Here is a 25,388-nt window from a genome sequence, read left to right on the forward strand (position 1 = left end):
CCGACTCCCGGAGCCGACCCATCGGCTCCCGGGGAAACAGAGAGGCACACCATGACCACCACCACCGGTTTCACCGACCCGCGCCCCGTGTACACCCGCGCCACCGAGCAGGCGGCGGCCCTCATCAAGACGGTGCGCCCCGAAGACCTCGCCGCGCCGACACCCTGTTCCGAGTTCGACGTACGGGCCCTGCTGGGCCACATCGTCGGCGGCACCCGGCGGATCGCGGTGGTCGGCGAGGGCGGCGACGGCATGGCGGTGGAGCCGACCGCCCACGGGGTCGCGGACGACGGCTGGGCGGCGGCCTACGACGAGGTACGCGTCCGCGTCCTGAAGGCCTGGGAGAGTGACGCGCGGATGACGTCCCCGGTGCGGGTGCCGTGGGGCGAGGTACCGGGCCACGCGGCGCTCTCCGGGTATGTCATGGAGATCGTCACCCACACCTGGGACCTGGCCGAGGCCATCGGCCACCCGCTCGAACTCGACCCGGAGCTCGCCGGGTTCGCCCTCGCCACCGCCCGCGCGGTCCTGCCCGACTCCCGGCCCCGCGACGCCGAGACGCCCTTCGACGACCGCCGCGAGTCCCCCGAGACCGCCGGCGCGTACGAACAGCTGGCAGCCTGGCTGGGCCGCACCCCGCTGAACCGCCCCTGACCCACACGAAGCAGCGGATGACGGCCGGTCCGGCACCGCCGGACCCCGCCGCGTCCGGTCCAGGACAGCGGGTCACGGCCGGTCCGGCACCGCCGGTCGCCACCGTCGTGGTCGCTCACCGTCGCGGCGGCCAAGAGGCGGCGGACAGGAGGGTGCACGCCCGGCACTGCCCGCCGAGCCGCAGCGGTACCGGCCGGCCACACGCATCGGGGCCCTCCCGGCAGCCGAGCCCGACCGCCAGGCCCGCCGTGGGCCCTCGTGCGCCCGCCCCCGAAGGTCTCGCCCGGCCGCATCCGATCCGCCGGGCCGTCGGAGAGCGGGTCAGGTGAGCCTTGCTCGGGCCAGTTGGCGGGACTGGGCGACCAGGTGGTTGTCGGTGTCCCAGACCTCGGCGTCCTCCTCGAGGAAGCCGCCGGCCAGGTTGCGGGTGGTGATGGACACGCGCAGCGGGCCGGGGGCCGGGCGGCGGCGGACGTGGACGGTGAGCTCGACCGTGGGGACCCAGCCCTTCAGGCCCAGCTCGAAGGCCGTGGGCGGCAGGGCGTCCACCGCCAGCAGGAGGGACAGCGGGTCGGCGTCGCGGCCGTCGGCCAGGCCGAACCAGGCGCGCATCTCACCCTTCCCGGAGGGCGCGCCGAGGGCCCAGCCGAGGGTCGCCGGGTCCAGCTTGAGCATCAGGCGGTCGGCGATCGCGGAGCTGCCCTCGACCGGGGCGGGGGCGTCGGCCGGGCCGAAGCACTGGTCCAGGGGCGGGATGGCCGGCGGCGTCGCCGTCGTACGGACGTCGTCGGGGAGGGTAGTGAGGTCGCCGTAGGAGGCGAGGACGCGGATGCGCTCGACCTCGTTGCCCTCGTCGTCGTACTGGTAGAGGGAGGCCTGGCCGGTGGAGAGGCTGCGGCCGGTGCGGACCGTCTGGGTGCGGACGACCGCCGGTCCGGGGTGGGACGCGGTGAGGTAGTGCGCGGAGATGGTGAAGGGGTCCGGGTGCGGCAGGGTGTCCGCGAGGGCCCGGCCGAGTACGGCCAGCAGGTAGCCGCCGTTGACGGCGTTGATGATGGTCCAGCCGGCCGAGAGGTCGATGTCGTAGACGCCGGGCGCACGCCGGGTGACCGCGGTGTCGCGGTCGAACTCGCTGTCGCCGATCACGGCCCGCGTGGCCCGGGCGGAAGCTGCTTCTGGCATGGATGAACGGTACAACAGGAAATTACTAAGCGGTAGCTTTTCCTTGTGCGACCGGGCCGGATCCGCCTCCCGGGTGAGGTTCCGGCAATTTCTAAGTAAGTGTCCGGACACGTCCACAACCCCGGGCCCCGGTTTCCCCTCTATGGGGACATGAGCCTCACCGGGACTCCGTTCCTCTACACGACCATCGTGCTGGCCGTGGTCGCCCTGATACTGCCGCTCTTGCTGTGGTCGCGGGTGCGCGGGCCCAGGCCCCTGCGTGCCGCGGTCCGCGTGCTGATGCTGCTGTTCGCCCAGGGCACGGCCGTCACGTTGATCTTCGTCCTGGTCAACAACCAGAACAACCTGTACGACAACTGGGCCGACCTGCTCGGTACCGGCAACCACGTCCAGCAGGCCCAGGACCTGGGCAGCGACGGTACCGGCGGGATAGCGGTGAAACGGTTGCCCAAGGTCAAGCAGACCTTCACGAGGGCCGACGGACCCGGTATGCACGCGGCCGGCGGAGTGAAGGTCACCCAGCTCAAGGGCCGGGTCTCCGGGGTGAACGCCGAGGTCTACGTCTGGCTGCCGCCGCAGTACGACGAGCCGGCCTACCGCAACAAGAAGTTCCCGGTGGTGGAGCTGCTCCCGGGCTACCCGGGTTCGGCGAAGGCGTGGTTCGGATCCATGAAGGCCCATGAGCAGCTGCTGCCGCTGATGAAGAGCGGCCAGGTGGCGCCCTTCATCCTGGTCGCCCCGCGCACCAACCTGCTGGCCGGCGTGGACACCGGCTGCGCCAACATCCCGTGGCAGGTCAACGCCGACACCTGGCTCAGCATCGACGTGCCGAAGATGGTCATGGACAACTTCCGGGCCCAGCCGGCGCCGCAGGGCTGGGCCGTCGCCGGTTACTCGGCCGGCGCGCACTGCGCGGTCAAGCTGGCCGTGGCGCACCCGGACCGGTACCGGGCCGCCGTGAGCCTGTCCGGCTACAACGACCCGATCGGCGAGCGCAACTCCCTCGCCGCGCAGAACCCCACCCTGCGCGCCGAGAACAACCCGTACCTGATCCTGAAGAAGCAGCCCGTGCCGCCGCGGGTCGCGCTGTACATCTCCGGCGAGTCCGGCGACGGCTATCAGGCGGGCGTGGCGCTGGAGTCCATCGCCAAGGCGCCCACGACCGTGCACGTGGTGTTCCTCCCGCACAGCGCGGGCGGCCACAACATGGCGCTGTGGCGGCCCCAGGTCGACACGGTGTTCCGCTGGCTGACGCTGCAGATGGGCCAGAACCACGCCACGGGCCAGGACAAGTCTCTTACCGGAACCACGGGTTCTCTTACCGGAACCGCCGCCGGAGCCACCGGCACCGCGGGAACCACCGGAACCGGAACCACCGGAACTACTCCTCGGTCACCGTCGACCGGCGGTTCCACGCGCGCGGAGCTCGCCAGTGGAACCGCATCGCGAGCAGGCGCAGCACAAAAGCGGTGACGACCGCGAGCCCACTGGTGAGGGGGGTCAGGGCGTCATAGCGGATGAACAGCACCACCATGGTCGCGCCGACGATCGCTGGGACCGCGTACAGATCGCGGTCCCAGCGCAGCAGTGAGGGCACCTCGTTGGCGAGGACGTCCCGCAGCACACCGCCGCCGACGGCGGTGGCGAGGCCCAGCGTCGCCGACGCGGTCAGGTTCAGGCCGTAGCTGTACGCCTTCGTCGTACCGCTGACGCAGAACAGGCCGAGGCCGGCCGCGTCGAAGACCAGCACCGCCGACTGGATGCGTTCCACGTGCGGGTGCAGGAAGAAGACGACGAGCGCGGCCAGCAGCGGCGTGAGGAAGTACCCGAGGTCGGTGAAGGCGGCCGGGGGCACGGCTCCGATGACCAGATCGCGGAACAGCCCTCCGCCCAGCGCGGTCACCTCGGCGAGGACGGCGATGCCGAAGACGTCGAAGTTCTTCCGGACGGCCAGCAGCGCGCCGGAGATCGCGAACACGAAGATGCCGATGACATCGAGCGTGTGCTGGACGGAGGGACTGAAGAGTTGCTGGAGCTGCACCCTGACATTCTCACCCAGCGAAGGGTGTGAACCTTACAAAGCCAGGCTTACAGGGTGGGTTTCCCTGTGGTGAACAGCCAGGTGCGGAAGAAATCGTCCAGCTTCTGCCCGCTGACGCGCTCGGCGAGGCGGATGAAGCCGGCGGTGTCCGCGTTGCCGTACCGGTGCAGCCGGGTCCAGGCGGGCAGCAGCCTGAAGAACGCGCGGTCGCCGATCCGTTCCCGGAGCATCTGGAGCGTCATCGCGCCGCGCTGGTAGACGGCGGAGGCGAACATCGTGTCGCGCTGCGGGTCGGCGACCTTGATCTGCCAGAAGGCGTTGTCGGCCGGGCGGGCGTCGTACGCGGCCAGGAAGGAGTCGTGCGCCGACCTGGTGCCCTGGTGCTCCGCCCACAGCCACTGGGCGTAGGTGGCGAAGCCCTCGTTCAGCCAGATGTCCTTCCACCGGGCCACGCTCACCGAGTCGCCGAACCACTGGTGGGCCAGCTCGTGCACGATGGTCGTCTCATTGCGGACGGCCGAGTAGGCGGGCTTGCTCTGCACCTCCAGCGAAAACCCGGCCTCGGGCATGTCGTCCACGATCGCACCGGTCTCCTCGAACGGGTACGGCCCGAAGACCTGCGACCAGTAGTCGGTGGCGGCGGCGGTGACGGCGTACACGTCGACGCTGTTGCTGTTCTTCAGCACCGGGTCGATGGCGACGTAGATCGGGATGCCGCCGGGGGTGCGCCCGGTGCGGACGTCGAACCTCCCGATGGTGGCGGTCGCGAGGTAGGTCGCCATCGGCCTCGACTCGCGCCAGTGGGTGTACGTCGAGCCGCCCCTGGAGTACGTCGACACGAGGCGGCCGTTGGAGACGCCGGTCAGGCCCTCGGGCGCCTTGATCCGGATGTCGTAGGTGGCCTTGTCGGCGGGGTGGTCGCTGGAGGGGAACCAGGTGGACGCGGCGTTGGGCTCGCAGGCCACGAAGACCCCGTCGGCGGTCTTCATCCAGCCGTACTTGGAGCCGAAGACGATGGGGCCGCCGAGGGGCTGCGGTACGCCGCCGTAGGTGACGGACACCCGGAAGTCCCGGCCCCGGGCGAGGCTGTGGCGCGGGGTGATGACGAGTTCGTCCCCGGTGCGGGTGAACTCGGCGCGTCTGCCGTCGACTTCGACGCGGCTGACGTCCAGCAGCTGGAGGTCGAGGTCGAAGGAGGAGAGGTTCTGCGTGGCGCGCGCGGTGAGGGTCGTACGGCCCTGCAGGCGGCCGGTGTCGGGGGCGTAGGCGACGTCGAGGTCGTAGTGGAGGGCGTCGAAGCCGCCGTTGCCGAGGTTCGGGAAGTAGGAGTCGCCGATGCCGGGGGCGCCGGGGGTGGGGGCGGGCGCGGCGGCGATGACGAGGAAGGAGACCGCCGCGGTCGCGACGGTCCCCAGACGTGCCGAACGGGAGAGTGCCATCAGTCGTCCCTTTCGAGCGTGTGCCGATCAGTGGTCGGACACGGACGACTGTGCGCTCTCCCGCTCAGGCATGTACATGACTTTGCCTAGTTGTCATGTGCTACTTGCCGGTTGACTCCTGGGAGCCGGATTCGGAGGCCTCGGTGGATTCCTCAGTGGATTCCTCAGAGGTGTCCTCGGCGGTCGCCGCGGACGCCTCCGCGGCGGTCTCCTCGGCAGCCTCCTCCGCGGGCGCGGTCTCCTCAGCTGCCTCTTCGGCCAGCTCCGCCGCCACCGCCGCCGACGTCTCGGCGGACTCCGCGAGGACCTCGTCGGCGACCAGTTCGGCCGCCTCCTTGGCCGCGGAGAGCAGCACCGTGTCCTGCGGGGCCTGGTCCGCGAAGTTCTCCGGGTGGTGGCACGCCACCCGCTGACCGGGCCTCAGCTCCAGCAGCGCCGGCTCGGTCGTCCGGCAGATCTCCGTCGCCTTCCAGCACCGGGTGTGGAAGCGGCAGCCGCTGGGCGGCGCGATCGGGGAGGGCACGTCGCCCTTGAGCAGGATGCGCTCGCTCTTGACGTTCTTCCGCTTCGGGTCCGGGATCGGCACCGCCGACATCAGCGCCTTGGTGTACGGGTGCATCGGCGCCTTGTACAGCGAGTCCCGGTCGGCGAGCTCCACGACCTTGCCGAGGTACATCACCGCGATCCGGTCCGAGACGTGCCGGACGACCGAGAGGTCGTGCGCGATGATCACGTACGTCAGGCCCAGCTCCTCCTGGAGGTCGTCCAGCAGGTTCACGACCTGCGCCTGGATCGACACGTCCAGCGCGGACACCGGCTCGTCGGCGACCACCAGCTTCGGCTTCAGGGCGAGCGCGCGGGCGATGCCGATGCGCTGGCGCTGGCCGCCGGAGAACTCGTGCGGGTAGCGGTTGTAGTGCTCGGGGTTGAGACCGACCACCGACAGCAGCCGCTGCACTTCCTTCTTGATGCCGCCCTCGGGCTCGACGCCCTGGAGCTTGAAGGGCGCGCCGACGATCGTGCCGATGGTGTGGCGCGGGTTCAGCGACGAGTACGGGTCCTGGAAGATCATCTGCACGTCGCGGCGCATGGGACGCATCCCGCCCACGCCGAGGTGCGTGATGTCCTTGCCCTCGAACTCCACCGTGCCGGCGGTCGGTTCGAGCAGCCGGGTGATCAGCCGGCCCATGGTCGACTTGCCGCAGCCCGACTCGCCCACGACGCCCAGGGTCTCGCCCTTGCGCACCTCGAAGTCGATGCCGTCCACGGCGCGCACCGCCCCGACCTGCCGCTGCAGCAGGCCCTTGCGGATCGGGAAGTGCTTCTGGAGTCCGGTCACCTTCAGCAGGATCTCGCCGTCGGAGACGGCGGTGGCCTCGGTGGCGGCACCGTCACTCTGCGCGGGGATGCTCACTTTTTCGTCGCTCACAGCTTCGGCGCAATCTCTTCGGTCCAGATACGCTCCCGCTGCTCCTGCGTCATGTGGCAGGCCGCCCAGTGTCCGCTGCCGACCTCGGTCAGCTCGGGGCGGACCGTGCGGGTGACGTTGTCCTTCGGGATGTCCGCGTACGGGCAGCGCGGGTTGAAGGCGCAGCCGGACGGGACGTTGATGAGGGAGGGCGGGGAGCCCTTGATCGGGATGAGCCGGTCGGTCTCCTCCCGGTCCAGCCGCGGCATCGAACCGAGCAGGCCCCAGGTGTAGGGGTGCCGGGGCGCCTCGAACACCTCGTCGGCCGGCCCGCGCTCGACGCACCGGCCGCCGTACATGACCAGCAGGTCGTCGGCCATCTCCGCGACCACGCCCAGATCGTGCGTGATCATGATGACCGCGGAGCCGAACTCCTTCTGCAGGTCCCGGATCAGGTCCAGGATCTGCGCCTGCACGGTGACGTCCAGGGCGGTGGTCGGCTCGTCGGCGATGAGCAGCTCGGGGTTGTTCACCAGTGCCATCGCGATCATCGCGCGCTGGCGCATACCGCCGGAGAACTCGTGCGGGTAGCTGTCGACGCGCTTGGCCGGCTCCGGGATGCCCACGCGGTCCAGCATCTCGATCGCCCGCTGCTTGGCGACCTTCTTGGTGACCTTGTGGTGGACCCGGTAGGCCTCGACGATCTGCGCCCCGACCGTGTAGTAGGGGTGCATCGCGGACAGCGGGTCCTGGAAGATCATCGCCATCTTGCGGCCGCGCATCCGCCGGACCTCGTCCGGGTCGGCGCCGATCAGTTCCTGGCCGTCCAGCCAGACCTCGCCGGAGACCTTGGCGTTGGCCGAACGGTGCAGGCCCATCACGCCGAGCGAGGTGACGGACTTGCCGGAACCGGACTCACCGACGATGCCCAGGGTCTTGCCCCGCTGGACGTCGAAGCTGACCCCGTCCACCGACTTGACCAGGCCGTCGTCGGTGTTGAAGTGGATGCGCAGATCGCGTACGGAGAGGAACGCGTCGTCGGCGTCGGAGGGGGCGGTGCCGGCCGGTTCGCCGAGCGCCGCCTTTTCGAGCTTGCTCACGAGTACCTCACGCGGGGGTCGATGGCTGCGTACACCAGGTCGACGACGAGGTTGCAGAAGACGATGAAGAACGCGGCGACCAGGGTCACGCCCATCACGATGGGCAGGTCGTTGTCCTTGATGGCCTGGATGGAGTACGCGCCGACACCCTGCAGGGAGAAGACGGTCTCGGTGAGGACCGCGGTGCCGATGAGGGTGCCGAAGTCCATGCCGAAGATGGTCACGATCGGGGTGAGCGTGGAACGCAGCCCGTGCTTGGTGACGACGACGGCCTCCTTGAGGCCCTTGGCACGTGCCGTCCGGATGTAGTCCTCGCTCATCGTCTCCAGCATGCCCGCCCGGGTGAGCCGGGCGTAGGTGGCGGAGAAGAGGAACGCGAGGCTGATCCAGGGCAGCAGCAGGTGCCAGGCCCAGTCGGCCGGGTTCTGGGTGAACGGCACGTAGTCCGTGCTGTCCCAGATGGGCCACTGGTAGACGAACAGCGCGTTCATCACCTGGCCGGTGAAGAAGATCGGCAGCGAGACGCCGGCGAGCGCGATGAACATCGAGATGCGGTCCACCGGCTTGCCCTTGCGCAGCGCCGAGATGACACCGGTCGTCACACCGAAGATCAGCCAGATCACGGCCGCGCCGACGGCCAGCGAGAAGGAGACCGGGATGCGCTGCTGGAGCTGGGGCCACACTTCGACGTGACTCTTGAAGGAGTACCCGAAGCAGGGGGCGCTGCAGTGCGTCGCATCGGGGCCGAACTTGTAGTCGGCGCCCACGAACAGGCCCTTGATGTAGTCCCAGTACTGGATGTAGATGGGCTGGTCGAGTCCCAGGTTGTGCTTGATCGCGGCAATGGACTCGGGGTTGGCGTCCTTGCCGACGTACTGGGTGGCCAGCTGGGTGGCTGTCTGGCCGCCCAGACGGGGGACCAGGAAGAAGATGGCGAAGGTGACTGCGCTGACCACCAGCAGCAGTACCAATGCGCCGAAGACGCGTCGGATGATGTACGCAGCCACAGCTGTGCGGCTCCGGGGGCCGGGGCGGGGTGTGTCCGCCCCGGCCACCCGGTGCCTTCACCTGCCTTTCAGGGGTATCCGGCCTGCTGTTACTTCGAGGAGCTCAGCAGCAGGTAGTCGTACATGCCGAGGTACGCCTGCGTGACCGTGACGTTGGTCGCGGACGTGGGCCTGATCAGCAGGTTCTTGCGGTAGACGAGCGGGACGATGGAGGCGTTGTCCTGCACCATCTTGTCGATGTCGCCCCAGGCCTTGGTGCGGGCGGCGGCATCGGTGTTGGAGATGGCGGCCTTGAGCGCCGCGTTGATCTTCGGGTCGTTCAGCTCGCTGAGGTTGTTGCCGCCCGAGGGCTTGATGGCCGAACCGTCGATGATCTGGTCCAGGAAGCCGTAGCCCGTGGGCCAGTCGGCACCCCATGCGGTCATCATCATGCCGAGCTTGTGGTCGTGGACGTAGCTCGGGACACCGGCGAAGTTGGAGAAGTACTTACCGGCGGGGAACTGCTTGATGTCGGCGTTGATCCCGACGGCCTTCAGCGAGTTCTGGATGGCCGTGGCCGCGGCGACCTCGGCGGGACGGTCGGAACGGGCCGTCAGCGTGGTGGAGAAGCCGTTCGGCTTGCCGCACAGCTTGAGCTCGGCCTTGGCCTTGGCCACGTCGCCCTTGTTGCCCGGGGTCGGGTACGTGTCGAACTTGGTGTAGCCGTTGACGCTCGGCGGCAGCAGCGTGGTGGCGACGTCACCCTTCGGGGCACCGCCCATGGCGTCGAGCGCCGACTGCTTGTCGACGGCCCACTGGACGGCCTTGCGGCAGTGGATGTTGTCGAACGGCGCCACGTGCTGGTTCAGCGCCATGTACGACGTCGCGCCCGCGTAGGAGTTGTCCGTCTGCTTGGCGTACTTGCCGTTCAGGATCTTCGGCTGGGTCTGCGGCTGCACACCGGCGCCGGCGATGTCGGCCGTGACCTTGTCGGCGAGCAGGTCGTTGTCGATCGAGACCGGGTTGACCTTGAACTTGACGTTGATCTTGTCCGGCAGCGCCTTGCGGATCGGGTCCGTCTTCGGGTCCCAGTTCGGGTTGCGGACGAGGGTGGCGCTGGCGCCCTCCTCGTACGACGAGAACTTGTAGGGACCGGAGGACACGATGTGCTGCACGTACTTCGCACCGTCGTCCTTCGCCTGCGGCACGGGGGCCGTCTGGGAGAAGGTCGCCAGGTAGTCGAAGTCGGCGAACGGCTGGTTCAGGTGGAAGACGATCGTGTTGTCGTCCGGGGTGGCGATGGAGTCCAGGCCCTTCTTGTCCTTGTAGGGGCCCTTGTACTTGTCACCACCCTGCAGGTACGACTTGAAGTACGTCGGGCCGTTGGACAGGGCCTCGGGCGCGAAGTTGGAGCGCTCGATGGCGTACTTGACGTCCTTCGACGTGATCGGGGACCCGTCGTCGAACTTCAGGCCCGGACGCAGGTGGTAGGTCCAGGTTTTGGCGTCCTTGCTCGGCGTACCGAGGGACGTCGCGAGGTCCGGGACGACCGTGAGGCCGTCCTTGCCCGCGGCCGGCTTGAACGTGACGAGGGTCCGCGCGTACAGGCGCGAGAAGTTCTGCACGAAGCCGTAGTAGGTGTTGCCCGGGTCCAGGGAGTCCGGCACGTCGGAGTCCTCCAGCGTGACCGTACCCCCCTTCTTGCTGGACGCGTTGACGATGGAGTTCAGCGCCGCGTCCTTGCTGCCGCTGCCGCCACCACTGCTGCTCTTGCTCCCACCGCCGCAAGCGGCCGCGCTCAGGGAGAGCACCGTGACCGTGGCCACGGCGGTGATAACCCTTCTGGTCTTCACGTTGAGGAAAGCCCCTCTATCGATGGATCACTTGCTGCGAGGGTCGAGCGCGTCACGCAGCCCGTCACCCAGCAGGTTGAAGGCCAGGACGGTGATGAAGATCGCCAGTCCGGGCACGAACATGTACTGCGGATCTGCGGTGTAGAGATCCACGGCATTGCTGAGCATGCCGCCCCAGGAGGCCTGCGGCGGGGCGATGCCGACTCCGAGGAAGCTCAGCGCGGCCTCGAAGAGGATGTTCGTCGGGATGATCAGCGTCGAGTAGACGAGGATCGGCGCGACGAGGTTGGGGAGCAGTTCCCGGAACAGGATGTACGGACCACGGGCTCCCAGGCTGGTGGCGGCCTCGACGAACTCCCGCCTGCGCAGGGTCATCGTCTGGGCGCGCACGATGCGGCCGATGTAGGGCCAGCTGAAGAAGCCGATCACGAAGATCAGCACGGAGATCCGCAGCGGCAGGCCGTTGAGCCCGAAGAAGCCGTCCTGCACCGAGGCCGAGATCGCGATGGCGAACAGCAGCAGCGGGAAGGCCAGGAAGGTGTCCATGAGCTTGCTGATGAGGCTGTCGACCCAGCCGCCGTAGTAGCCGGCGATGACGCCCAGCACGGTGCCGATGACCACCGAGAGGAGGGTGGCGCCGCCGGCGACCAGGAGGGAGACCCAGGAGCCGTCGATGATGCGGGCGAGCATGTCGCGGCCGTACTGCGGGTCCACACCCAGCGGGTGTGCCCAAGTCATGCCGCCGAAGCCGCCCTTGGGCGCGAGGAGCGCCGGGTCGATGAGGTCCTGGTGGAACTTGTCCGGGTCGAGCCCGAAGATCCACTCGATCGGCTTGGCGAGCACCGCCATCAGTACGAGCAGAATGACGACGACGCCGCCCGCCACGGCCACCTTGTCCCGCTTGAACCGGGTCCAGGCGATCTGGCTGAGTGAACGCCCTTCGATCTGGCTCTTCTTGGCCCCGGCGAGCACGGACTCGGGAGGCGCTCCGGCCTCTGCCCCGGTGGTCTCGATCGGTGCGGTCACAGTTGACCTGACCCCTCTCGCCGGTGGTGACCGGCCTTTGTCCGCCGCTGTGGGCGGCTTGGTTCCCTTACCTGCGCCGGCCGCACGTTGGTGACGGCCCAGAGATCCAGCCGATCCTGTGACTGGTTCGGGCACAGGATCGACGGCCTCGCGTCTTGAGAGGCGAGTCTTCAACGGGCTCTCGATCACGCGCCAGGCCTGATGGAGAAAGTATGCATAAACGTGATGCCGCCTAGGGGGTTCCGTTATCCGAACAGGAAAGATCGGCTGCCGGACGTGGACATCGAGGGGCACCCCGCCCCGAACCGGGCGGACATACAGGGTGGTTGAGGACAGGACGCACAGGCGTGACCTGCGTCACAGCGGTTGAGTGCTCAGTAGGACCGGGGGCTCGTGTATCCGTATCCCGGGCCGGCCGCGGGCGCCGGGGCCGCGTGGGCCTCGCGGTCGTAGAACGGCCGGGCGTTCGCCCGCATCCACATCACGACCGGGTCGTAGTCGTCGGTCATCGCGACCGTGGACACCGGCAGGCCCTCCGGGACCGCGCCGACGGACTGCTGCATCATCGCGCGCACCGAGTCGACCGCGGCCGGGGAGGTGTCGTACACGTCCAGGCCGATGGCGAGGTACGGCGCACCGAGCGCCGGCTGCACCCAGGCGCGGCGCAGGGCGCGCAGGGCCGGGGTGCGGTGGGCGTTCTGCGCGAGGAGGGCGTAGAACTGCGGGATCTCGATGCCGGGTTCGGTCAGCCGGAGCGGGCCCGCGGGCTGGCGGTCCAGGCCGGTGGCGATGCGGCGCAGGTCCAGCCAGGGGATGCCGACGCCGCCGCCGGGGGCGTGCGGGTTGAGCCAGAGGCCGTAGTGGTCGGGGTAGAGGGTGCGGGCCACGTCGAGCCCGTCGACGACCTCGTACGACCGGTTCCAGCCGCTGGCCGAGAGCTCCTGGGCGGAGGTGACGCAGGGGGCGTACTGGAAGCCGTCGACCTCCATGTTCCCGTACTGGGCGTCCGGGGAACCGGCCTGGCCGTGCCACAGGAGCATCCAGATCTGGCCGGAGGAGGGGGTGGCGAGGGCGCGGAGCAGGGCCTCGTAGGCGTCGTAGCGGCCGGGGGTGACCTGGCGCAGCGTGTGTTCGACGCCGACGCCGACGCTGCCGCTGTGGCTGGCGCTCACCTGTCGTGCCCTTCTTTTGTGCCCCGGTGTTTGGAGACAGCTTATGCGCCTAGTAGCTCGGGGCCTTGTGTCCGTGCGCGAGTGCGGGGGTGTGGGTGGTACTCGCGCAGGTCCCCGCGCCCCTCGGGTCCGCTGCCCTCCGGCCCGCTGATCAGTGACCGTACTGATAGAACGGCCGCACGTTCGTCCTCAGCCATGCGGCCACCGGGTCGTCCGTCACGTCCAGGAGGACCAGGTTGACCGGCCACTTGACCGGGACTTTGCCGAGGGCCCGGCCGAGGGCCTGCAGGGGGAGGGTGCGCAGGTCGCCCTCCCACTGGGAGAGTTCGACGCCGACGAACATGACCGGGTCGTCCGTCTCTATGGCGGCCAGGCAGCGGCGGGCGGTGCGGACCACGCCGGTCTCGGCGAACTCGGCGGAGGCGGCGGAGAGGAAGTCGATCGGGTCCTCCTGCCAGTCGGGCTCGAAGAGGCGGACCCGGGCGCCGGTGTTCGGGCCGTCCAGCGGGGTACGGCCGGCCCGGCACAGCTCGGCCACCGCCGCGGGCGGGAGCGGGATGCCGACCAGGGCGTCGGGGTTCACCGCGATGCCGACCTGCGGGGGCAGGCCGCGGGCGAACTCCACGGCGGGGGCGATGGTGTACCCCATGTGGGAGCCGGCCGCCTGGCGCAGCTGCTCCTCGGAGCTGAAGACCGGGACGTACACCTGGCCCTCGATGTCCAGGGTGGGCAGGTCGAGCGGGCCGCTGTCCGGGCCGCCGCCGTTCGGCAGCGGGATCCAGAGCAGGCTGCGGCCCAGCACCTCGATGATCCGGCCGGCCGCCGCGGGTATGCCGAGGGAGGCCGAGAGCACCTCCTCCAGCTCGTTGCCGGGCCAGCCGCCGTGCGGCTGGGGGTGCGCCTGTGCCGGGAAGTCCGCGGGAATGTCCGCCGGGAAGTCCATCTGCCTACCGCCTGCTGGGAACCACTGCTGTGACCATGAAGGCTATCGGGTGGTTGTGACAGTGCCCTCCCCCGTGAACTCGATCCGGTGCAGGGCGTCCGCCGCCGGGCGGTCCAGCAGGATCGCCGAGCCGCAGCCGGCGGGCAGCTCGCCCCGTTCGGCCACGGCGAGCAGCCGGGCGGTCGTACGGCGGTGGCGGCGGAAGGCGTAGCAGGAGACGGCCCGGCCGCGCTCGCGCTGGCCCTCGCGGGCGGCCTCGGGGGTGACATCGAGAAGGAGCAGATGGAGGGTGCCGCCGCGGCGCCGTGCCTCGCGGGCGAGCCAGGCGCGCACCCAGGGCTGGGTGCCGCAGTCGTGCACCACGACGCCCTCCCCGGTGCGCAGCGCGCGGCGCAGACCGGCGTAGTGGGCCAGGCGGACCAGAGGCCGGTAGCAGGCATAGGGCAGGAAGCGGGGAGCGCGGGTGTCCCAGCGGTCCCGGGTGTCCTGGGAGTCGACACGGCCGCCCGGGACCGCGCGCCGCATCAGGGTGGACTTGCCGCTGCCGGGCAGGCCGGTGATCACGACCAGGTCGCGGGGGCCGAAGACCAGGGCGCGCGGGCCGCGGCCGGCGCGCTCGCGCAGGTCGCGGACGACCGGCAGCGGGGCGGGACGCTGCCTCGGCACCGCGATGCCGGTCGTGGCGGTGGCGTACACCGGGGTCCTGTTCACCGTGATCGTCCTCCCCTGCCTGCTCGGTAATCTTCATTCCCGTGATGCGTAAAGAGAAGGTAATGGGCGATGTCGGTGGCGGGGTCCGCGTCCTGCCACAGGTCGGTTACAAAAGCCCGCTCGCCGTGCAATGATGTGGCCGCCAACTGCATACCGGCCGCTTGAATCCGCGCGGGAGAGTTCCCAGCAGCCTTCGCTGGGACGCCGAAGGAGCAAGTCCCTCCCTTGAATCTCTCAGGCCCCGTTACCGCGCGGGCGAGGCACATCTGAAAAGCGGGCCGCTGCGACAGTGGCTCCACCCAAGGTGCAAGCCGTGATCGCCCCCGTGGCGGTCCTGGCGAACCTCTCAGGTTCCGATGACAGATGGGGAGGAACGTTGTTCCTCGCCTGTCATTCCCTGGGAGACGACCGACCGATGAGCAGTACCGAACCCACTGAGCTGCGCCACACCGCGCTGGATGCCCTGCATCGCTCGCTCGGTGCGACGATGACCGACTTCGCCGGCTGGGACATGCCGCTGCGCTACGGCTCCGAGCGCGACGAGCACATCGCCGTGCGCACGAAGGCGGGTCTCTTCGACCTCTCCCACATGGGCGAGATCACCGTGACCGGCGACGGGGCGGCCGCGCTCCTGAACTACGCCCTGGTCGGCAACATCGCCTCCGTCGGCGTGGGCCGCGCCCGCTACACCATGATCTGCCAGGCCGACGGCGGCATCCTGGACGACCTGATCGTCTACCGGCTCGCCGAGACCGAGTACCTGGTCGTCGCCAACGCCTCCAACGCCCAGGTGGTGCTGGACGCCCTCGTCGAGCGTTCCGCCGGTTTCGACGCCGAGGTGCGCGACGACCGGGACGCGTACGCGCTGATCGCCGTCCAGGGGCCGGAGTCCCCCGGCATCCTGAAGTCCCTCACCGACGCCGACCTCGACGGCCTGAAGTACTACGCCGGGCTGCCCGGCACGGTCGCCGGCGTCCCGGCCCTGATCGCCCGCACCGGATACACCGGCGAGGACGGCTTCGAGCTGTTCGTGAAGCCCGGGCACGCGGTCGAGCTGTGGCAGGCGCTGACCAAGGCCGGCGAGGGCGTCGGCCTGGTCCCGTGCGGCCTGTCCTGCCGGGACACCCTGCGCCTGGAGGCGGGCATGCCGCTGCACGGGCACGAGCTGACCACCGCGCTCACCCCCTTCGACGCCGGGCTCGGCCGGGTGGTGAAGTTCGAGAAGGAGGGCGACTTCGTGGGGCGCGAGGCGCTCCAGGAGGCCGCCGCCAAGGCCCAGGAGAACCCGCCGCGGGTGCTCGTCGGGCTGGTCGCCGAGGGCCGCCGGGTGCCGCGCGCCGGGTACGCCGTCGTCGCCGGCGGCGCGGTGATCGGCGAGGTCACCTCCGGCGCCCCCTCCCCCACCCTGGGCAAGCCGATCGCCATGGCCTACGTCGACGCGGCGCACGCCGCGCCGGGCACCGAGGGCGTCGGCGTGGACATCCGGGGCAGCCACGAGCCGTACGAGGTCGTGGCTCTGCCGTTCTACAAGCGCCAGAAGTAGACACTGGGCGAGGTCACCGTGTGACCCCGCCCACGTTTCCGCTGGTCGGCAGCGGCTTCAGCAGTCCCCCCGTCATCAGTACTCCCGCGCGTACAGGAGAATTCAGGCCATGAGCAACCCCCAGCAGCTGCGCTACAGCAAGGAGCACGAGTGGCTGTCGCCCGCCGAGGATGGCGTGTCGACGGTCGGCATCACGGAGTTCGCGGCCAACGCGCTCGGCGATGTCGTCTACGCCCAGCTCCCCGAGGTCGGCTCCACGGTGTCCGCGGGCGAGACCTGCGGCGAGCTGGAGTCGACCAAGTCGGTCTCCGACCTGTACTCGCCGGTCAGCGGTGAGATCACCGAGATCAACGAGGACGTCGTCAACGACCCGTCGCTGGTGAACTCGGCCCCCTTCGAGGGCGGCTGGCTGTTCAAGGTGCGCGTCGCGGAGGAGCCGGCCGACCTGCTCTCCGCCGACGAGTACACCGCCCAGAACGCCGGCTGAGGAGTCGTAGCCGTATGACCGTCCTGAACACGTCCCTGCACGAGCTGGACCCGGAGATCGCCGCCGCGGTCGACGCCGAGCTCGGCCGCCAGCAGTCCACGCTGGAGATGATCGCCTCCGAGAACTTCGCGCCGCTCGCGGTGATGGAGGCGCAGGGCTCCGTCCTCACCAACAAGTACGCCGAGGGCTACCCGGGCCGCCGCTACTACGGCGGCTGCGAGCACGTCGACGTCGCCGAGCAGATCGCCATCGACCGGGTCAAGGAGCTGTTCGGCGCCGAGTACGCCAACGTCCAGCCCCACTCCGGCGCCTCCGCCAACCAGGCGGCCCTGTTCGCGCTGGCCCAGCCCGGGGACACCATCCTCGGCCTGGACCTCGCGCACGGCGGCCACCTGACCCACGGCATGCGGCTGAACTTCTCCGGCAAGCAGTTCGACGTGGTCGCCTACCACGTGGACGCCGAGACCGGCCTGGTCGACATGGCCGAGGTCGAGCGGCTGGCCAAGGAGCACCGCCCGAAGGTGATCATCGCGGGCTGGTCGGCGTACCCGCGCGAGCTGGACTTCGCCGCGTTCCGCCGGATCGCCGACGAGGTCGAGGCGTATCTGTGGGTCGACATGGCGCACTTCGCGGGCCTGGTCGCGGCCGGTCTGCACGCGAACCCCGTGCCGTACGCGGACGTGGTGACCTCCACCACGCACAAGACGCTCGGCGGTCCGCGCGGCGGCATCATCCTCGCCCGCGGCAAGGACTTCGCGAAGAAGCTGAACTCCTCCGTCTTCCCCGGCTTCCAGGGCGGCCCCCTGGAGCACGTGATCGCGGCGAAGGCGGTCTCCTTCAAGGTCGCCGCCTCGGAGGAGTTCAAGGAGCGCCAGCGTCGTACGGTGGAGGGTGCCCGCATCCTCGCCGAGCGCCTGACGGCGGCGGACGCCCGTGCGGCCGGTGTGAACGTGCTGTCCGGCGGCACGGACGTGCACCTGATCCTCGTCGACCTGCGCGAGTCCGAGCTGGACGGGCAGCAGGCCGAGGACCGGCTCCACGAGGTCGGCATCACGGTCAACCGCAACGCGGTCCCGAACGACCCGCGGCCCCCGATGGTCACCTCGGGTCTGCGGATCGGCACGCCCGCCCTCGCCACCCGCGGCTTCACGGCCGAGGACTTCGCCGAGGTCGCGGACGTGATCGCCGAGGCGCTGAAGCCGTCGTACGACGCCGAGGCCCTGAAGGCGCGGGTCAAGGCGCTGGCCGACAAGCACCCGCTGTACCCGGGTCTGAACAAGTAAGTCACCTTTTGCGGGGCACCGCGCACACTGGAAGCCGGAAGGTGTGCGCGGTGCCCGCACCCCCTGTACCACCCCTGCTTCACCCGTCTTGAGGAGTTCCCGTGGCCATCTCGGTCTTCGACCTGTTCTCGATCGGCATCGGCCCGTCCAGCTCCCACACGGTGGGCCCGATGCGCGCGGCGCGGATGTTCGCCCGGCGGCTGCGCAATGAGGACCTGCTGGCCTCGGTGGCCTCCCTGCGCTGCGAGCTGTACGGCTCCCTCGGCGCGACCGGCCACGGCCACGGCACCCCCAAGGCGGTCCTGCTCGGTCTGGAGGGCGCCTCCCCGCGCACGGTGGACGTGGAGACCGCCGACGAGCGGGTGGAGGGGATCAGGGCGGCGGGCCGGATCCGGCTCCTCGGTGAGCACGAGATCCCGTTCTCCTTCGACGACGACCTGATACTGCACCGCCGCAAGGCGCTGCCGTACCACGCGAACGGCATGACGATCTGGGCCTACGACGCCTCGGGTGCCGAGGTGCTGTCGAAGACGTACTACTCGGTCGGCGGCGGCTTCGTCGTGGACGAGGACGCGGTCGGCGCGGACCGGATCAAGCTGGACGACACGGTCCTGAAGTACCCCTTCCGCACGGGCGACGAGCTCCTTCGGCTGACGAAGGAGACCGGTCTGTCGATCTCCTCCCTGATGCTGGAGAACGAGCGGTCCTGGCGCACGGAGGAGGAGATCCGCGCGGGCCTGCTGGAGATCTGGCGGGTGATGCGCGAGTGCGTGCAGCGCGGCATGTCCCGCGAGGGCATCCTGCCCGGCGGCCTGAAGGTGCGCCGCCGCGCGGCCGTCTCCGCCCGCCAGCTGCGCGCCGAGGGCGACCCGCTGGCCCACGCCATGGAGTGGATCACGCTCTACGCGATGGCCGTGAACGAGGAGAACGCGGCGGGCGGGCGCGTGGTGACCGCCCCCACGAACGGCGCGGCGGGCATCATCCCCGCCGTCCTGCACTACTACATCAACTTCGTACCCGGCGCCGACGAGGACGGCGTGGTGCGCTTCCTGCTCGCGGCCGGCGCGATCGGCATGCTCTTCAAGGAGAACGCCTCCATCTCCGGCGCCGAGGTCGGCTGCCAGGGCGAGGTCGGCTCCGCCTGCTCGATGGCCGCGGGCGCGCTGGCCGAGGTGCTCGGCGGCTCACCGGAGCAGGTGGAGAACGCGGCCGAGATCGGCATGGAGCACAACCTCGGCCTGACCTGCGACCCGGTCGGCGGCCTGGTCCAGATCCCATGCATCGAGCGCAACGGCATGGCCGCGGTGAAGGCGGTCACCGCCGCCCGGATGGCCATGCGCGGCGACGGCTCCCACAAGGTGTCCCTGGACAAGGTCATCAAGACCATGAAGGACACCGGCGCGGACATGTCCGTGAAGTACAAGGAGACCGCCCGCGGCGGGCTCGCGGTGAACATCATCGAGTGCTGACGGTGTCAGGTGCGGGCCAGCAGCAGGTCCTCCCCGGTCGACGGGCGCAGGCCGTCGCGGCGGCCCGAGAAGTAGCGTTCGGCCAGTGAGCCGCCCGGGACGTGCCGTACGTCCCGGAAGCCGGCCTCGCGGGCCAGGGCGAGCATCTCGTCCGGGGTGTAGAAGCTGAGGAACGGCGTGCCGGACGCGCGGGCGCCCGCCTCGCTCGCCCGGAGGCCGGCCCGGTCCCGCTCGTCCACGAGGTCCGCTGGCAGCAGGAAGGTCAGGGCGAGGGTCGAGCCCGGTGCCAGCCGGGCGATCCGGCGCAGGGTGGCCGCCGTGGCCTCCTTGGTGAGGTACATGGTGACGCCGGTGGAGGCGACGACCGCCGGACGGCCGGGGTCGAAGCCGGCCTCGGTGAGGCGGGCCGGCCAGGAGCCGGCGTCCGTCTCGAAGTCGACCGGCACCAGGTGCAGCCGGTCGGGGATGCCGTAGCCGAGTGCGGCGAGGCGCCGGCGCTTCCAGTTCTGCGTGGCGGGCCGGTCGACCTCGAAGACGCGCAGCCGGGAGACGGTCTCCGGCTCGCGCTGGGCGAAGGTGTCCAGGCCGGCGCCGAGGAGGACGTACTGGCCGACGCCCCGGTCGGCCTGCTCGGCGACCAGGTCCTCGATGAAGCGGGCGCGGGCCACCATGGCGGCGCGGAATCCGCGCGTGGCCTCCGGATCCATGTCCGGGCGGTCGCGCCAGCCGTCACCGGGGTCCACCAGCCGCAGGCCGACCTCGTCCTCGAGCACGTGTGGCGGCGGGTCGACCTGGACGTGCATCGCCCGCCACAGCGCGCAGCGCACGGCGGTGTTGTCGGGGACCGCCTCGGTCTCGCCGGTCATGGCACTGCCTCCGGTCGCCGTCACTTCGCCGCCGGGGCCTGGAGGCTCCACAGCCGCCCGTCGGGGTCGCGGACCGTCATCAGCCGGGTCCCGAAGTGGGTGTCCTCGAACGGTGTGACGACCTCGACGGCGGGGTCGGCGCGGAACGCGTCCGCGTCCGGCACCTTCAGCACGATCTGCGTCTGCGGCTCCCGGTTCTCGGGGACCTCGGCGATGAACACGTACGGGCCGTCGCCGTTGCGGAACTGGCCCGAGTTGTGGTCGGTCGCGAACTCCAGGTCGTAGCCCAGGGCCTGGAAGAACTTCGCCGCCCTGCCCCAGTTGTGGGTCTCCAGGAACACGGCCTCGATGCCTTCGGTCGCCATGTCAGCTCTCCTTCTCGGTCGACTGCTGTTCCTGCCCATGGGCGTCGTCGAGGTAGGCACGCAGCGCCTCTGCGACCAGTGCCGACAGCGACATGCCCGACTCGATGGCGCGGTACTTGACCTGCTTGATCAGTCCGATCGGCAGGTACACGTTGAACTGCTTGACTTCCTCATCGCCCACCCTTCGAGGCTAGCATGCTAGCAATCTAGCCGCCACCGATGACGGGCCGCGCGACGGCCAGGAAGTGGCTGATGTTCCTCCGGGGGCTACCGCGCAGTAACCGCTTGCCCCTACGCTGCCGCCAACTCAGCGACAGCGAAGGGGAGTTGAACCATGGGCGCGGTGAGACGGCTGGCGGCACTCGCGGGGGCGGCGGCTCTGCTGACGGCGGGACCGGGCAACGCCCACGCGGCGGCGCCGAAGTTCTCCGAGACGACGGCGATCGGCACGCACAACGCGTACGACAAGGCCAAGTACACGTACTTCGCCCAGGCGTTGGACTCGGGTGCCTCGCTGCTCGAGATCGACATCTACGCGGACAGCATCACCAAACGCTGGCGGGTGAGCCACAGCAACCCGTTCGGCGACGACAACAACTGCGAGGCCGCGAAGACCCCGGGCGAGCTGTACAGCAAGAACCGCAACCAGGACTTCGGCAGTTGCCTGGACAACATCGCGGCCTGGAACCAGCTCCACCCCGACCACCCGCCGATCGTCTTCAAGATCGAGATGAAGGTCGGCTTCAACAACAACGCCGGGCTCGGCCCGGACGAGTTCGACACGCTCGTCCAGCAGAAGCTCGGCAGCAGCGTCTACAGGCCGGCCGACCTGCTGGGCGGCACCTACAGCACGCTGGACGCGGCCGCCCGGGCCAACGCCTGGCCGTCCCGGGACTCACTCAAGGGCAAGTTCCTCTTCGAGGTGATCCCGGGCACCGTGGAGATGAACAACCCCTTCGACCACTACTGGACGGACCAGGAGTACGGCGACCACCTGCGCGACCTGTACGCGGCGGGGCAGATCTCCCGGGCCGAGGCCTTCCCGGCGGTGCTGGGCGCGGCGAACGGCGACCCGCGGTCGACCCGCTGGACCTCCGACACCTCGATCCGCCCCTGGTTCGTGTTCTTCGACGGCGACGCGGCGACGTACGCGGGCAACGGCTACGACACGTCGTTCTACTCCACGAACCACTACATCTCGATCATGACCGACGCCGCCGGCGTCTCCCCCGCCATCTCCTCGACCGACCCGACGGACGCCGAAGTCGCCGCCCGGCTGGCCCTGCTGGCCAAGGACCACGCGAGCATCATCACCTCGGACTGGTCGGCGAAGCCGGCCTCGGTCCTCAGTTCGGTGGTCACCCGGAGCTGACGTTCGACCGTCCGGGACGGATCGGGCGTGCCATCGTGGGGCATCACTCAACCAGCAACTCCTTTCCCCCCACCGGCACATCGAGGAGTCCCCACATGCTCCGCGGCATCGACGTCAGCGCGTACCAGTCGTCCTCGTACGACACGAGCGGCCTCTCCTTCGCCTTCATCAAGGCGACGGAGGGCCGTTCGTACGTCAACCCCCACGCCACGGCCCAGGCGAAGACCGCCCGCGACGCCGGCCTGGTCGTCGGCTTCTACCACTTCCTGTGGCCGGGCAACCTCACCGCCCAGGCCGAGCACTTCGTGACCGCCGCCCCGTCGCGGGCGGGTGACATCCTCGCCGTCGACTGGGAGACCACCGGCGACGGCACCCACGCGAGCAACGCGGAGAAGGACGCCTTCGTCAAGAAGGTGAAGGCCCTGCGGCCCACCCACCGGGTCGTCCTGTACTGCAACCGCGACTTCTGGCTGACCATCGACCACACCTCGTACGCCGGCGACGGCCTGTGGATCGCCGACTACGTCACCGCGGGCCACCCCCGCATCAAGGCAAAGTGGCTCTTCCACCAGTACACCAGCGAGCCGCACGACAAGGACGTGGCGAACTTCGCCAGCAAGGCCGCGCTGAAGGAGTGGGCCACGCGGTAGGGCGAGGACGGCCGGCCGGTCAGCCCCGGAAGTCCGCCGGGCTCAGCCCCGGAAGTCCGCCGGGCGTTCCGGGGAGGCTGCCGTGAGTGCCTTCCGCACGGCTTCCGCACCCGCCCGCAGGCCGTAGACCGGGGTGCCGGGCTGCTGGCGCCAGGAGTCGTCGATGCCGCCCGCGTCGACGGTGTCGAAGCCGAGTGCGTCGATCAGGGCGCGCACCTTCGCCTTGGCCGCCTCGTCGTCGCCGGCGACCGGGAGGGCGATGCGCTCCGGGTCGCCCGCGGGGCGGGGGCGGTCCAGGATGTCCTGGGCGTAGGTGCCGTTGAAGGCCTTGATCACCGGGTGGCCGAGGTGCCGTTCGGTCCAGCGGCTCTCGGTGCGGCCCTCGTCCTCGATGGCCGCGATCCGGCCGTCCCGCTCGCGCGGGTAGTAGTTGCCGGTGTCGATCACCGCCGCGCCCTCGGCGGCGCCGTCCAGCAGGCCGGAGGGGAGGTCCGGGACCGCCTTGAGGGGGACGGTGACGACCACCACCTCGGCGCCCTTGGCGGCCTCCTCGGCCCGCACCGGGGTCGCCCCGGTCTCCTCGGCCAGTTCCCTGAGCGTCTCGGGGCCGCGGGAGTTGGCGACGGCCACCTCATGGCCGAGGGCGGTGAGCCGCCGGGTGAGGTTCCCACCGATGTTGCCCGCGCCGATGATGCCGATCTTCATGACAGGCCCTCCGGGATCGTTGCATGCGTGTGCATGCGTCTGCCGTGCGACAACCTCCGGGGTGCGGCGGCTATTCCGTCGCCGCGCCGATCAGGTGAACGCGGTCACGGCCGTACCACGATCTTGCCCGTGTGGCGGTTCGACTCCATCAGACGGTGCGCGTCGGCGACGCGGTCCAGGCCGTCGTACACCTCGGCGATCACCGGGCGCAGGGTGCCGTCGGTGAGGCCGGAGGCCACGTAGTGGGCGGCGCGGCGGCGGCCGTCGGCGGTGCCGGTCACGGTGAGGTTGCTGTAGCCGTGGACCGTGACGGGCCAGTTCCGGGGCAGCTCGATGGGCCGCTCGGACAGCCAGCCGTAGCTGACCATGTGGGCGTCGGCGGCGGCCGCCCGGCCCAGCTCGCGGAAGACGGGGCCGCCGATGGCGTCCAGCACGATGTCGGCGCCCCGGCCGTCGGTCAGCCGCCCGGTCTCCTTGATCACGTCCTCCTCGTCACCCACGACGACCAGCTCCGCGCCCGCGTCGAGCAGCGCCTGCCGCTTCGCCTCGCTCCGGGTGGCCGCGATCGGGACGGCTCCCGCGCGCCGGGCGACCTGGACGGCGGCCGTTCCGACACCACTGGCCGCCGCGGTGATCAGGACGTGCTGCCCGGGCGCCATCCGCGCCCGCTCGATCAGGGCGCCGTACGCCGTGGTGTAGGTGAGCCAGACGGCGGCGGCGGTGACCGCGTCGACACCGGACGGGCGCGGCAGGACCGAGGTCTCGGGCAGCAGCACCAGATCCCCGTAGACCCCGTGGGAGCTGAGGTTGAAGTTGGCCGCGCTGAGGACGGGGTCGCCGGGTGCGAACGCCGTCACGCCCTCGCCGGCCGCCACCACCTCGCCGGCGGCCTCGTAACCGTTGCGCGAGCCCGGCAGGGTCGGCTGGTACCAGTAGGTGCCGGCCCGGAGCATCGCCTCGGCCCGGTTCAGCCCGATGGCCTCGACCCTCACCAGCACCTCGCCCGGTCCGGGATCCGGCAGCTCGGTCTCCTCGACCCGGAACACCTCGGGTCCGCCGACCGCGTCAAAGAGCACTGTGCGTGCGGTAGTTGTCATGCCGTCGACGTTAGGCCCGGGAGACGAGACGCTCCATGTCCTCCGGTCTCCGTTTCATGTCCGATCGTCTTCGCGTCATAGGCTCCGCCGCTAGGGTGGGGACATGGACGTGCTCAGCGATGTCGTCGCGGCCATGCGTGTCGGCCGGCCGCACTCCGCGCGTACGGACAAGTACGCGCCCTGGGGCCTGCGGTGGGCGCGCTCCGAGGAGGCCGGGTTCCATGTGGTGCTGCGCGGCTCGGCCTGGCTGCTCCCGCAGGACGGGGAGCCGGTGGCGCTGGCCCCGGGGGACGTCGTCTTCCTCGCGCACGGCCTCGGGCACGCACTGGTCAGCGCGCCGGGTGTGTCCACCCAGGAGGTACGGCTGCTGCCCGACGGCACCTGGAGCGGGGTCGCGCCGAAGGAGGAGCGGGAGGGCTGCCCGGACACCGTCACCCTGTGCGGGACCTACCGGCTGGACCGGGAGAGGTCGCACCGGCTGCTGGCCGAGCTGCCGGAGGTCGTGCATCTGCCCGCCACCGTGGGCAGCCATCGCTCGCTGCGGGCGGCGGTGGAGCTGCTCGGGATGGAGATGGAGGAGCAGCGGCCGGGCACCGATGCGATCGTCACCTCGCTGCTGGACACGTTGCTGCTGTACATCCTGCGGGCCTGGTGGGAGAGCGAGCGCGCGGCGGGGCGGGCGCGGGGCTGGTCGGCGGCGCTGGCCGATCCGGCGGTCGCGGCGGCGCTCCGCGCGATCCACGCCGAGCCGGGGCGGGCGTGGACGGTGGCGGAACTCGGCGCCGCCGGCGGGCTGTCCCGCGCGGCCTTCGCGCGCCGGTTCACGGCGCTGGTGGGTGAGCCGCCGCTGACGTATCTGACGTGGTGGCGGATGACCACGGCGGGCCGGCTGCTGCGCTCGGACGACCTCTCCCTGCGCCAGGTCGCCGACCGCACCGGCTACACCTCGGAGTTCGCCTTCGCCAAGGCCTTCAAGCGGGAGTACGGCGTGGCGCCGGGCCAGTACCGGAAGGGCCGCTGACGCTCCGGGGGCCGC

The 25,388-nt window shown here is 70.3% G+C and carries 25 protein-coding genes and 2 riboswitches; of the genes, 9 read left to right on the forward strand and 16 right to left on the reverse strand.

Translation table 11 applies throughout. The features are described from left to right. The first annotated feature begins 51 nt into the window (after positions 1-51). Positions 52-654, forward strand: a complete 603-nt coding sequence (locus tag ABB07_RS11865) for a TIGR03086 family metal-binding protein (protein WP_208898688.1) — start codon at positions 52-54, stop codon at positions 652-654. 321 nt (positions 655-975) lie between these two features. On the opposite strand, the gene ABB07_RS11870 is transcribed toward ABB07_RS11865, so the two are convergent. Then, entirely contained in the window at positions 976-1,836 is an 861-nt protein-coding gene (locus tag ABB07_RS11870; RefSeq protein WP_208898689.1) for a thioesterase family protein, read from the reverse strand. A gap of 150 nt (positions 1,837-1,986) precedes the next feature. Between ABB07_RS11870 and ABB07_RS11875 the strand changes: the two genes are divergently transcribed. Next, entirely contained in the window at positions 1,987-3,309 is a 1,323-nt protein-coding gene (locus ABB07_RS11875; RefSeq protein WP_208898690.1) for an alpha/beta hydrolase, read from the forward strand. On the opposite strand, the gene ABB07_RS11880 is transcribed toward ABB07_RS11875, so the two are convergent. The 10 genes from ABB07_RS11880 to ABB07_RS11925 form a co-directional block, all read right to left on the reverse strand. After that, positions 3,218-3,877 (reverse strand): trimeric intracellular cation channel family protein, encoded by a 660-nt coding sequence (locus tag ABB07_RS11880; protein ID WP_208898691.1) that lies wholly within the window; start codon positions 3,875-3,877, stop codon positions 3,218-3,220. The genes ABB07_RS11875 and ABB07_RS11880 overlap by 92 nt on opposite strands. Positions 3,878-3,924: 47 nt before the next feature. Continuing rightward, entirely contained in the window at positions 3,925-5,316 is a 1,392-nt protein-coding gene (locus tag ABB07_RS11885; RefSeq protein WP_208898692.1) for a M1 family metallopeptidase, read from the reverse strand. Between the two features lie 100 nt (positions 5,317-5,416). Then, positions 5,417-6,730, reverse strand: a complete 1,314-nt coding sequence (locus tag ABB07_RS11890) for an ABC transporter ATP-binding protein (protein WP_208903395.1) — start codon at positions 6,728-6,730, stop codon at positions 5,417-5,419. Between the two features lie 11 nt (positions 6,731-6,741). Continuing rightward, positions 6,742-7,824: an ABC transporter ATP-binding protein gene (locus tag ABB07_RS11895; RefSeq protein ID WP_208898693.1), complete on the reverse strand. Its 1,083-nt coding sequence runs from the start codon at positions 7,822-7,824 to the stop codon at positions 6,742-6,744. Then, complete coding sequence (locus ABB07_RS11900) at positions 7,821-8,831, reverse strand: ABC transporter permease (RefSeq protein WP_208898694.1); 1,011 nt, start codon at positions 8,829-8,831, stop codon at positions 7,821-7,823. The genes ABB07_RS11895 and ABB07_RS11900 overlap by 4 nt, the downstream gene beginning before the upstream one ends. 89 nt (positions 8,832-8,920) lie before the next feature. Then, complete coding sequence (locus ABB07_RS11905) at positions 8,921-10,663, reverse strand: ABC transporter substrate-binding protein (protein ID WP_208898695.1); 1,743 nt, start codon at positions 10,661-10,663, stop codon at positions 8,921-8,923. 27 nt (positions 10,664-10,690) lie between these two features. Further along, positions 10,691-11,689: an ABC transporter permease gene (locus tag ABB07_RS11910; RefSeq protein WP_208898696.1), complete on the reverse strand. Its 999-nt coding sequence runs from the start codon at positions 11,687-11,689 to the stop codon at positions 10,691-10,693. Positions 11,690-12,063: 374 nt separating this feature from the next. Continuing rightward, positions 12,064-12,861 (reverse strand): enhanced serine sensitivity protein SseB C-terminal domain-containing protein, encoded by a 798-nt coding sequence (locus ABB07_RS11915; RefSeq protein ID WP_208898697.1) that lies wholly within the window; start codon positions 12,859-12,861, stop codon positions 12,064-12,066. A 151-nt stretch (positions 12,862-13,012) separates the two neighbouring features. Further along, on the reverse strand, positions 13,013-13,804 hold the full coding sequence (locus ABB07_RS11920; RefSeq protein ID WP_208898698.1) for an enhanced serine sensitivity protein SseB: 792 nt from the start codon (positions 13,802-13,804) through the stop codon (positions 13,013-13,015). 42 nt (positions 13,805-13,846) lie between these two features. After that, positions 13,847-14,521 (reverse strand): AAA family ATPase, encoded by a 675-nt coding sequence (locus ABB07_RS11925; protein ID WP_208903396.1) that lies wholly within the window; start codon positions 14,519-14,521, stop codon positions 13,847-13,849. Between the two features lie 156 nt (positions 14,522-14,677). Further along, positions 14,678-14,775: riboswitch (glycine riboswitch) on the forward strand. After that, a riboswitch (glycine riboswitch) is annotated at positions 14,776-14,888 on the forward strand. It abuts the riboswitch before it with no gap. A gap of 42 nt (positions 14,889-14,930) precedes the next feature. Here ABB07_RS11925 and gcvT point away from each other — a divergent pair. From gcvT to ABB07_RS11945, 4 genes are all read left to right on the forward strand, one after another. Then, positions 14,931-16,058 carry a glycine cleavage system aminomethyltransferase GcvT gene (gene gcvT / locus ABB07_RS11930; protein ID WP_208898699.1) on the forward strand — a complete coding sequence of 376 codons (1,128 nt, stop codon included), beginning with the start codon at positions 14,931-14,933 and terminating at the stop codon, positions 16,056-16,058. Between the two features lie 109 nt (positions 16,059-16,167). Further along, a complete protein-coding gene (gcvH, locus tag ABB07_RS11935) occupies positions 16,168-16,545 on the forward strand; it encodes a glycine cleavage system protein GcvH (protein WP_208898700.1) in 378 nt (125 codons plus the stop codon). Positions 16,546-16,559: 14 nt separating this feature from the next. Next, positions 16,560-17,828, forward strand: a complete 1,269-nt coding sequence (gene glyA, locus ABB07_RS11940; RefSeq protein WP_208898701.1) for a serine hydroxymethyltransferase — start codon at positions 16,560-16,562, stop codon at positions 17,826-17,828. Positions 17,829-17,929: 101 nt separating this feature from the next. Then, on the forward strand, positions 17,930-19,297 hold the full coding sequence (locus ABB07_RS11945) for an L-serine ammonia-lyase (RefSeq protein ID WP_208898702.1): 1,368 nt from the start codon (positions 17,930-17,932) through the stop codon (positions 19,295-19,297). 5 nt (positions 19,298-19,302) lie between these two features. Here ABB07_RS11945 and ABB07_RS11950 read toward each other — a convergent pair whose 3' ends face one another. From ABB07_RS11950 to ABB07_RS11960, 3 genes are read right to left on the reverse strand one after another with little or no spacing between them, the layout of a single operon-like run. Further along, positions 19,303-20,163 (reverse strand): class I SAM-dependent methyltransferase, encoded by an 861-nt coding sequence (locus ABB07_RS11950; RefSeq protein WP_208898703.1) that lies wholly within the window; start codon positions 20,161-20,163, stop codon positions 19,303-19,305. A gap of 20 nt (positions 20,164-20,183) precedes the next feature. Continuing rightward, entirely contained in the window at positions 20,184-20,528 is a 345-nt protein-coding gene (locus ABB07_RS11955) for a VOC family protein (RefSeq protein ID WP_208898704.1), read from the reverse strand. Position 20,529: 1 nt separating this feature from the next. Further along, entirely contained in the window at positions 20,530-20,709 is a 180-nt protein-coding gene (locus tag ABB07_RS11960) for a ribbon-helix-helix domain-containing protein (RefSeq protein ID WP_055704477.1), read from the reverse strand. Between the two features lie 153 nt (positions 20,710-20,862). Between ABB07_RS11960 and ABB07_RS11965 the strand changes: the two genes are divergently transcribed. Together ABB07_RS11965 and ABB07_RS11970 are read left to right on the forward strand one after the other, a co-directional pair. Next, positions 20,863-21,900 (forward strand): phosphatidylinositol-specific phospholipase C domain-containing protein, encoded by a 1,038-nt coding sequence (locus ABB07_RS11965; protein ID WP_208898705.1) that lies wholly within the window; start codon positions 20,863-20,865, stop codon positions 21,898-21,900. A gap of 95 nt (positions 21,901-21,995) precedes the next feature. Next, entirely contained in the window at positions 21,996-22,550 is a 555-nt protein-coding gene (locus ABB07_RS11970) for a GH25 family lysozyme (RefSeq protein WP_208898706.1), read from the forward strand. A gap of 42 nt (positions 22,551-22,592) precedes the next feature. On the opposite strand, the gene ABB07_RS11975 is transcribed toward ABB07_RS11970, so the two are convergent. Then, a complete protein-coding gene (locus tag ABB07_RS11975; protein ID WP_208898707.1) occupies positions 22,593-23,255 on the reverse strand; it encodes an NADPH-dependent F420 reductase in 663 nt (220 codons plus the stop codon). Between the two features lie 104 nt (positions 23,256-23,359). Continuing rightward, positions 23,360-24,352, reverse strand: coding sequence for a zinc-dependent alcohol dehydrogenase family protein (locus tag ABB07_RS11980; protein WP_208898708.1), 993 nt, complete (start codon positions 24,350-24,352; stop codon positions 23,360-23,362). Between the two features lie 103 nt (positions 24,353-24,455). Here ABB07_RS11980 and ABB07_RS11985 point away from each other — a divergent pair, with 103 nt between their 5' ends. Next, complete coding sequence (locus ABB07_RS11985) at positions 24,456-25,373, forward strand: AraC family transcriptional regulator (RefSeq protein ID WP_208898709.1); 918 nt, start codon at positions 24,456-24,458, stop codon at positions 25,371-25,373. The last annotated feature ends 15 nt before the right edge of the window (positions 25,374-25,388 follow it).

The organism is Streptomyces incarnatus (assembly GCF_001027185.1).
Classification (GTDB): Bacteria; Actinomycetota; Actinomycetes; order Streptomycetales; family Streptomycetaceae; genus Streptomyces; species Streptomyces puniciscabiei.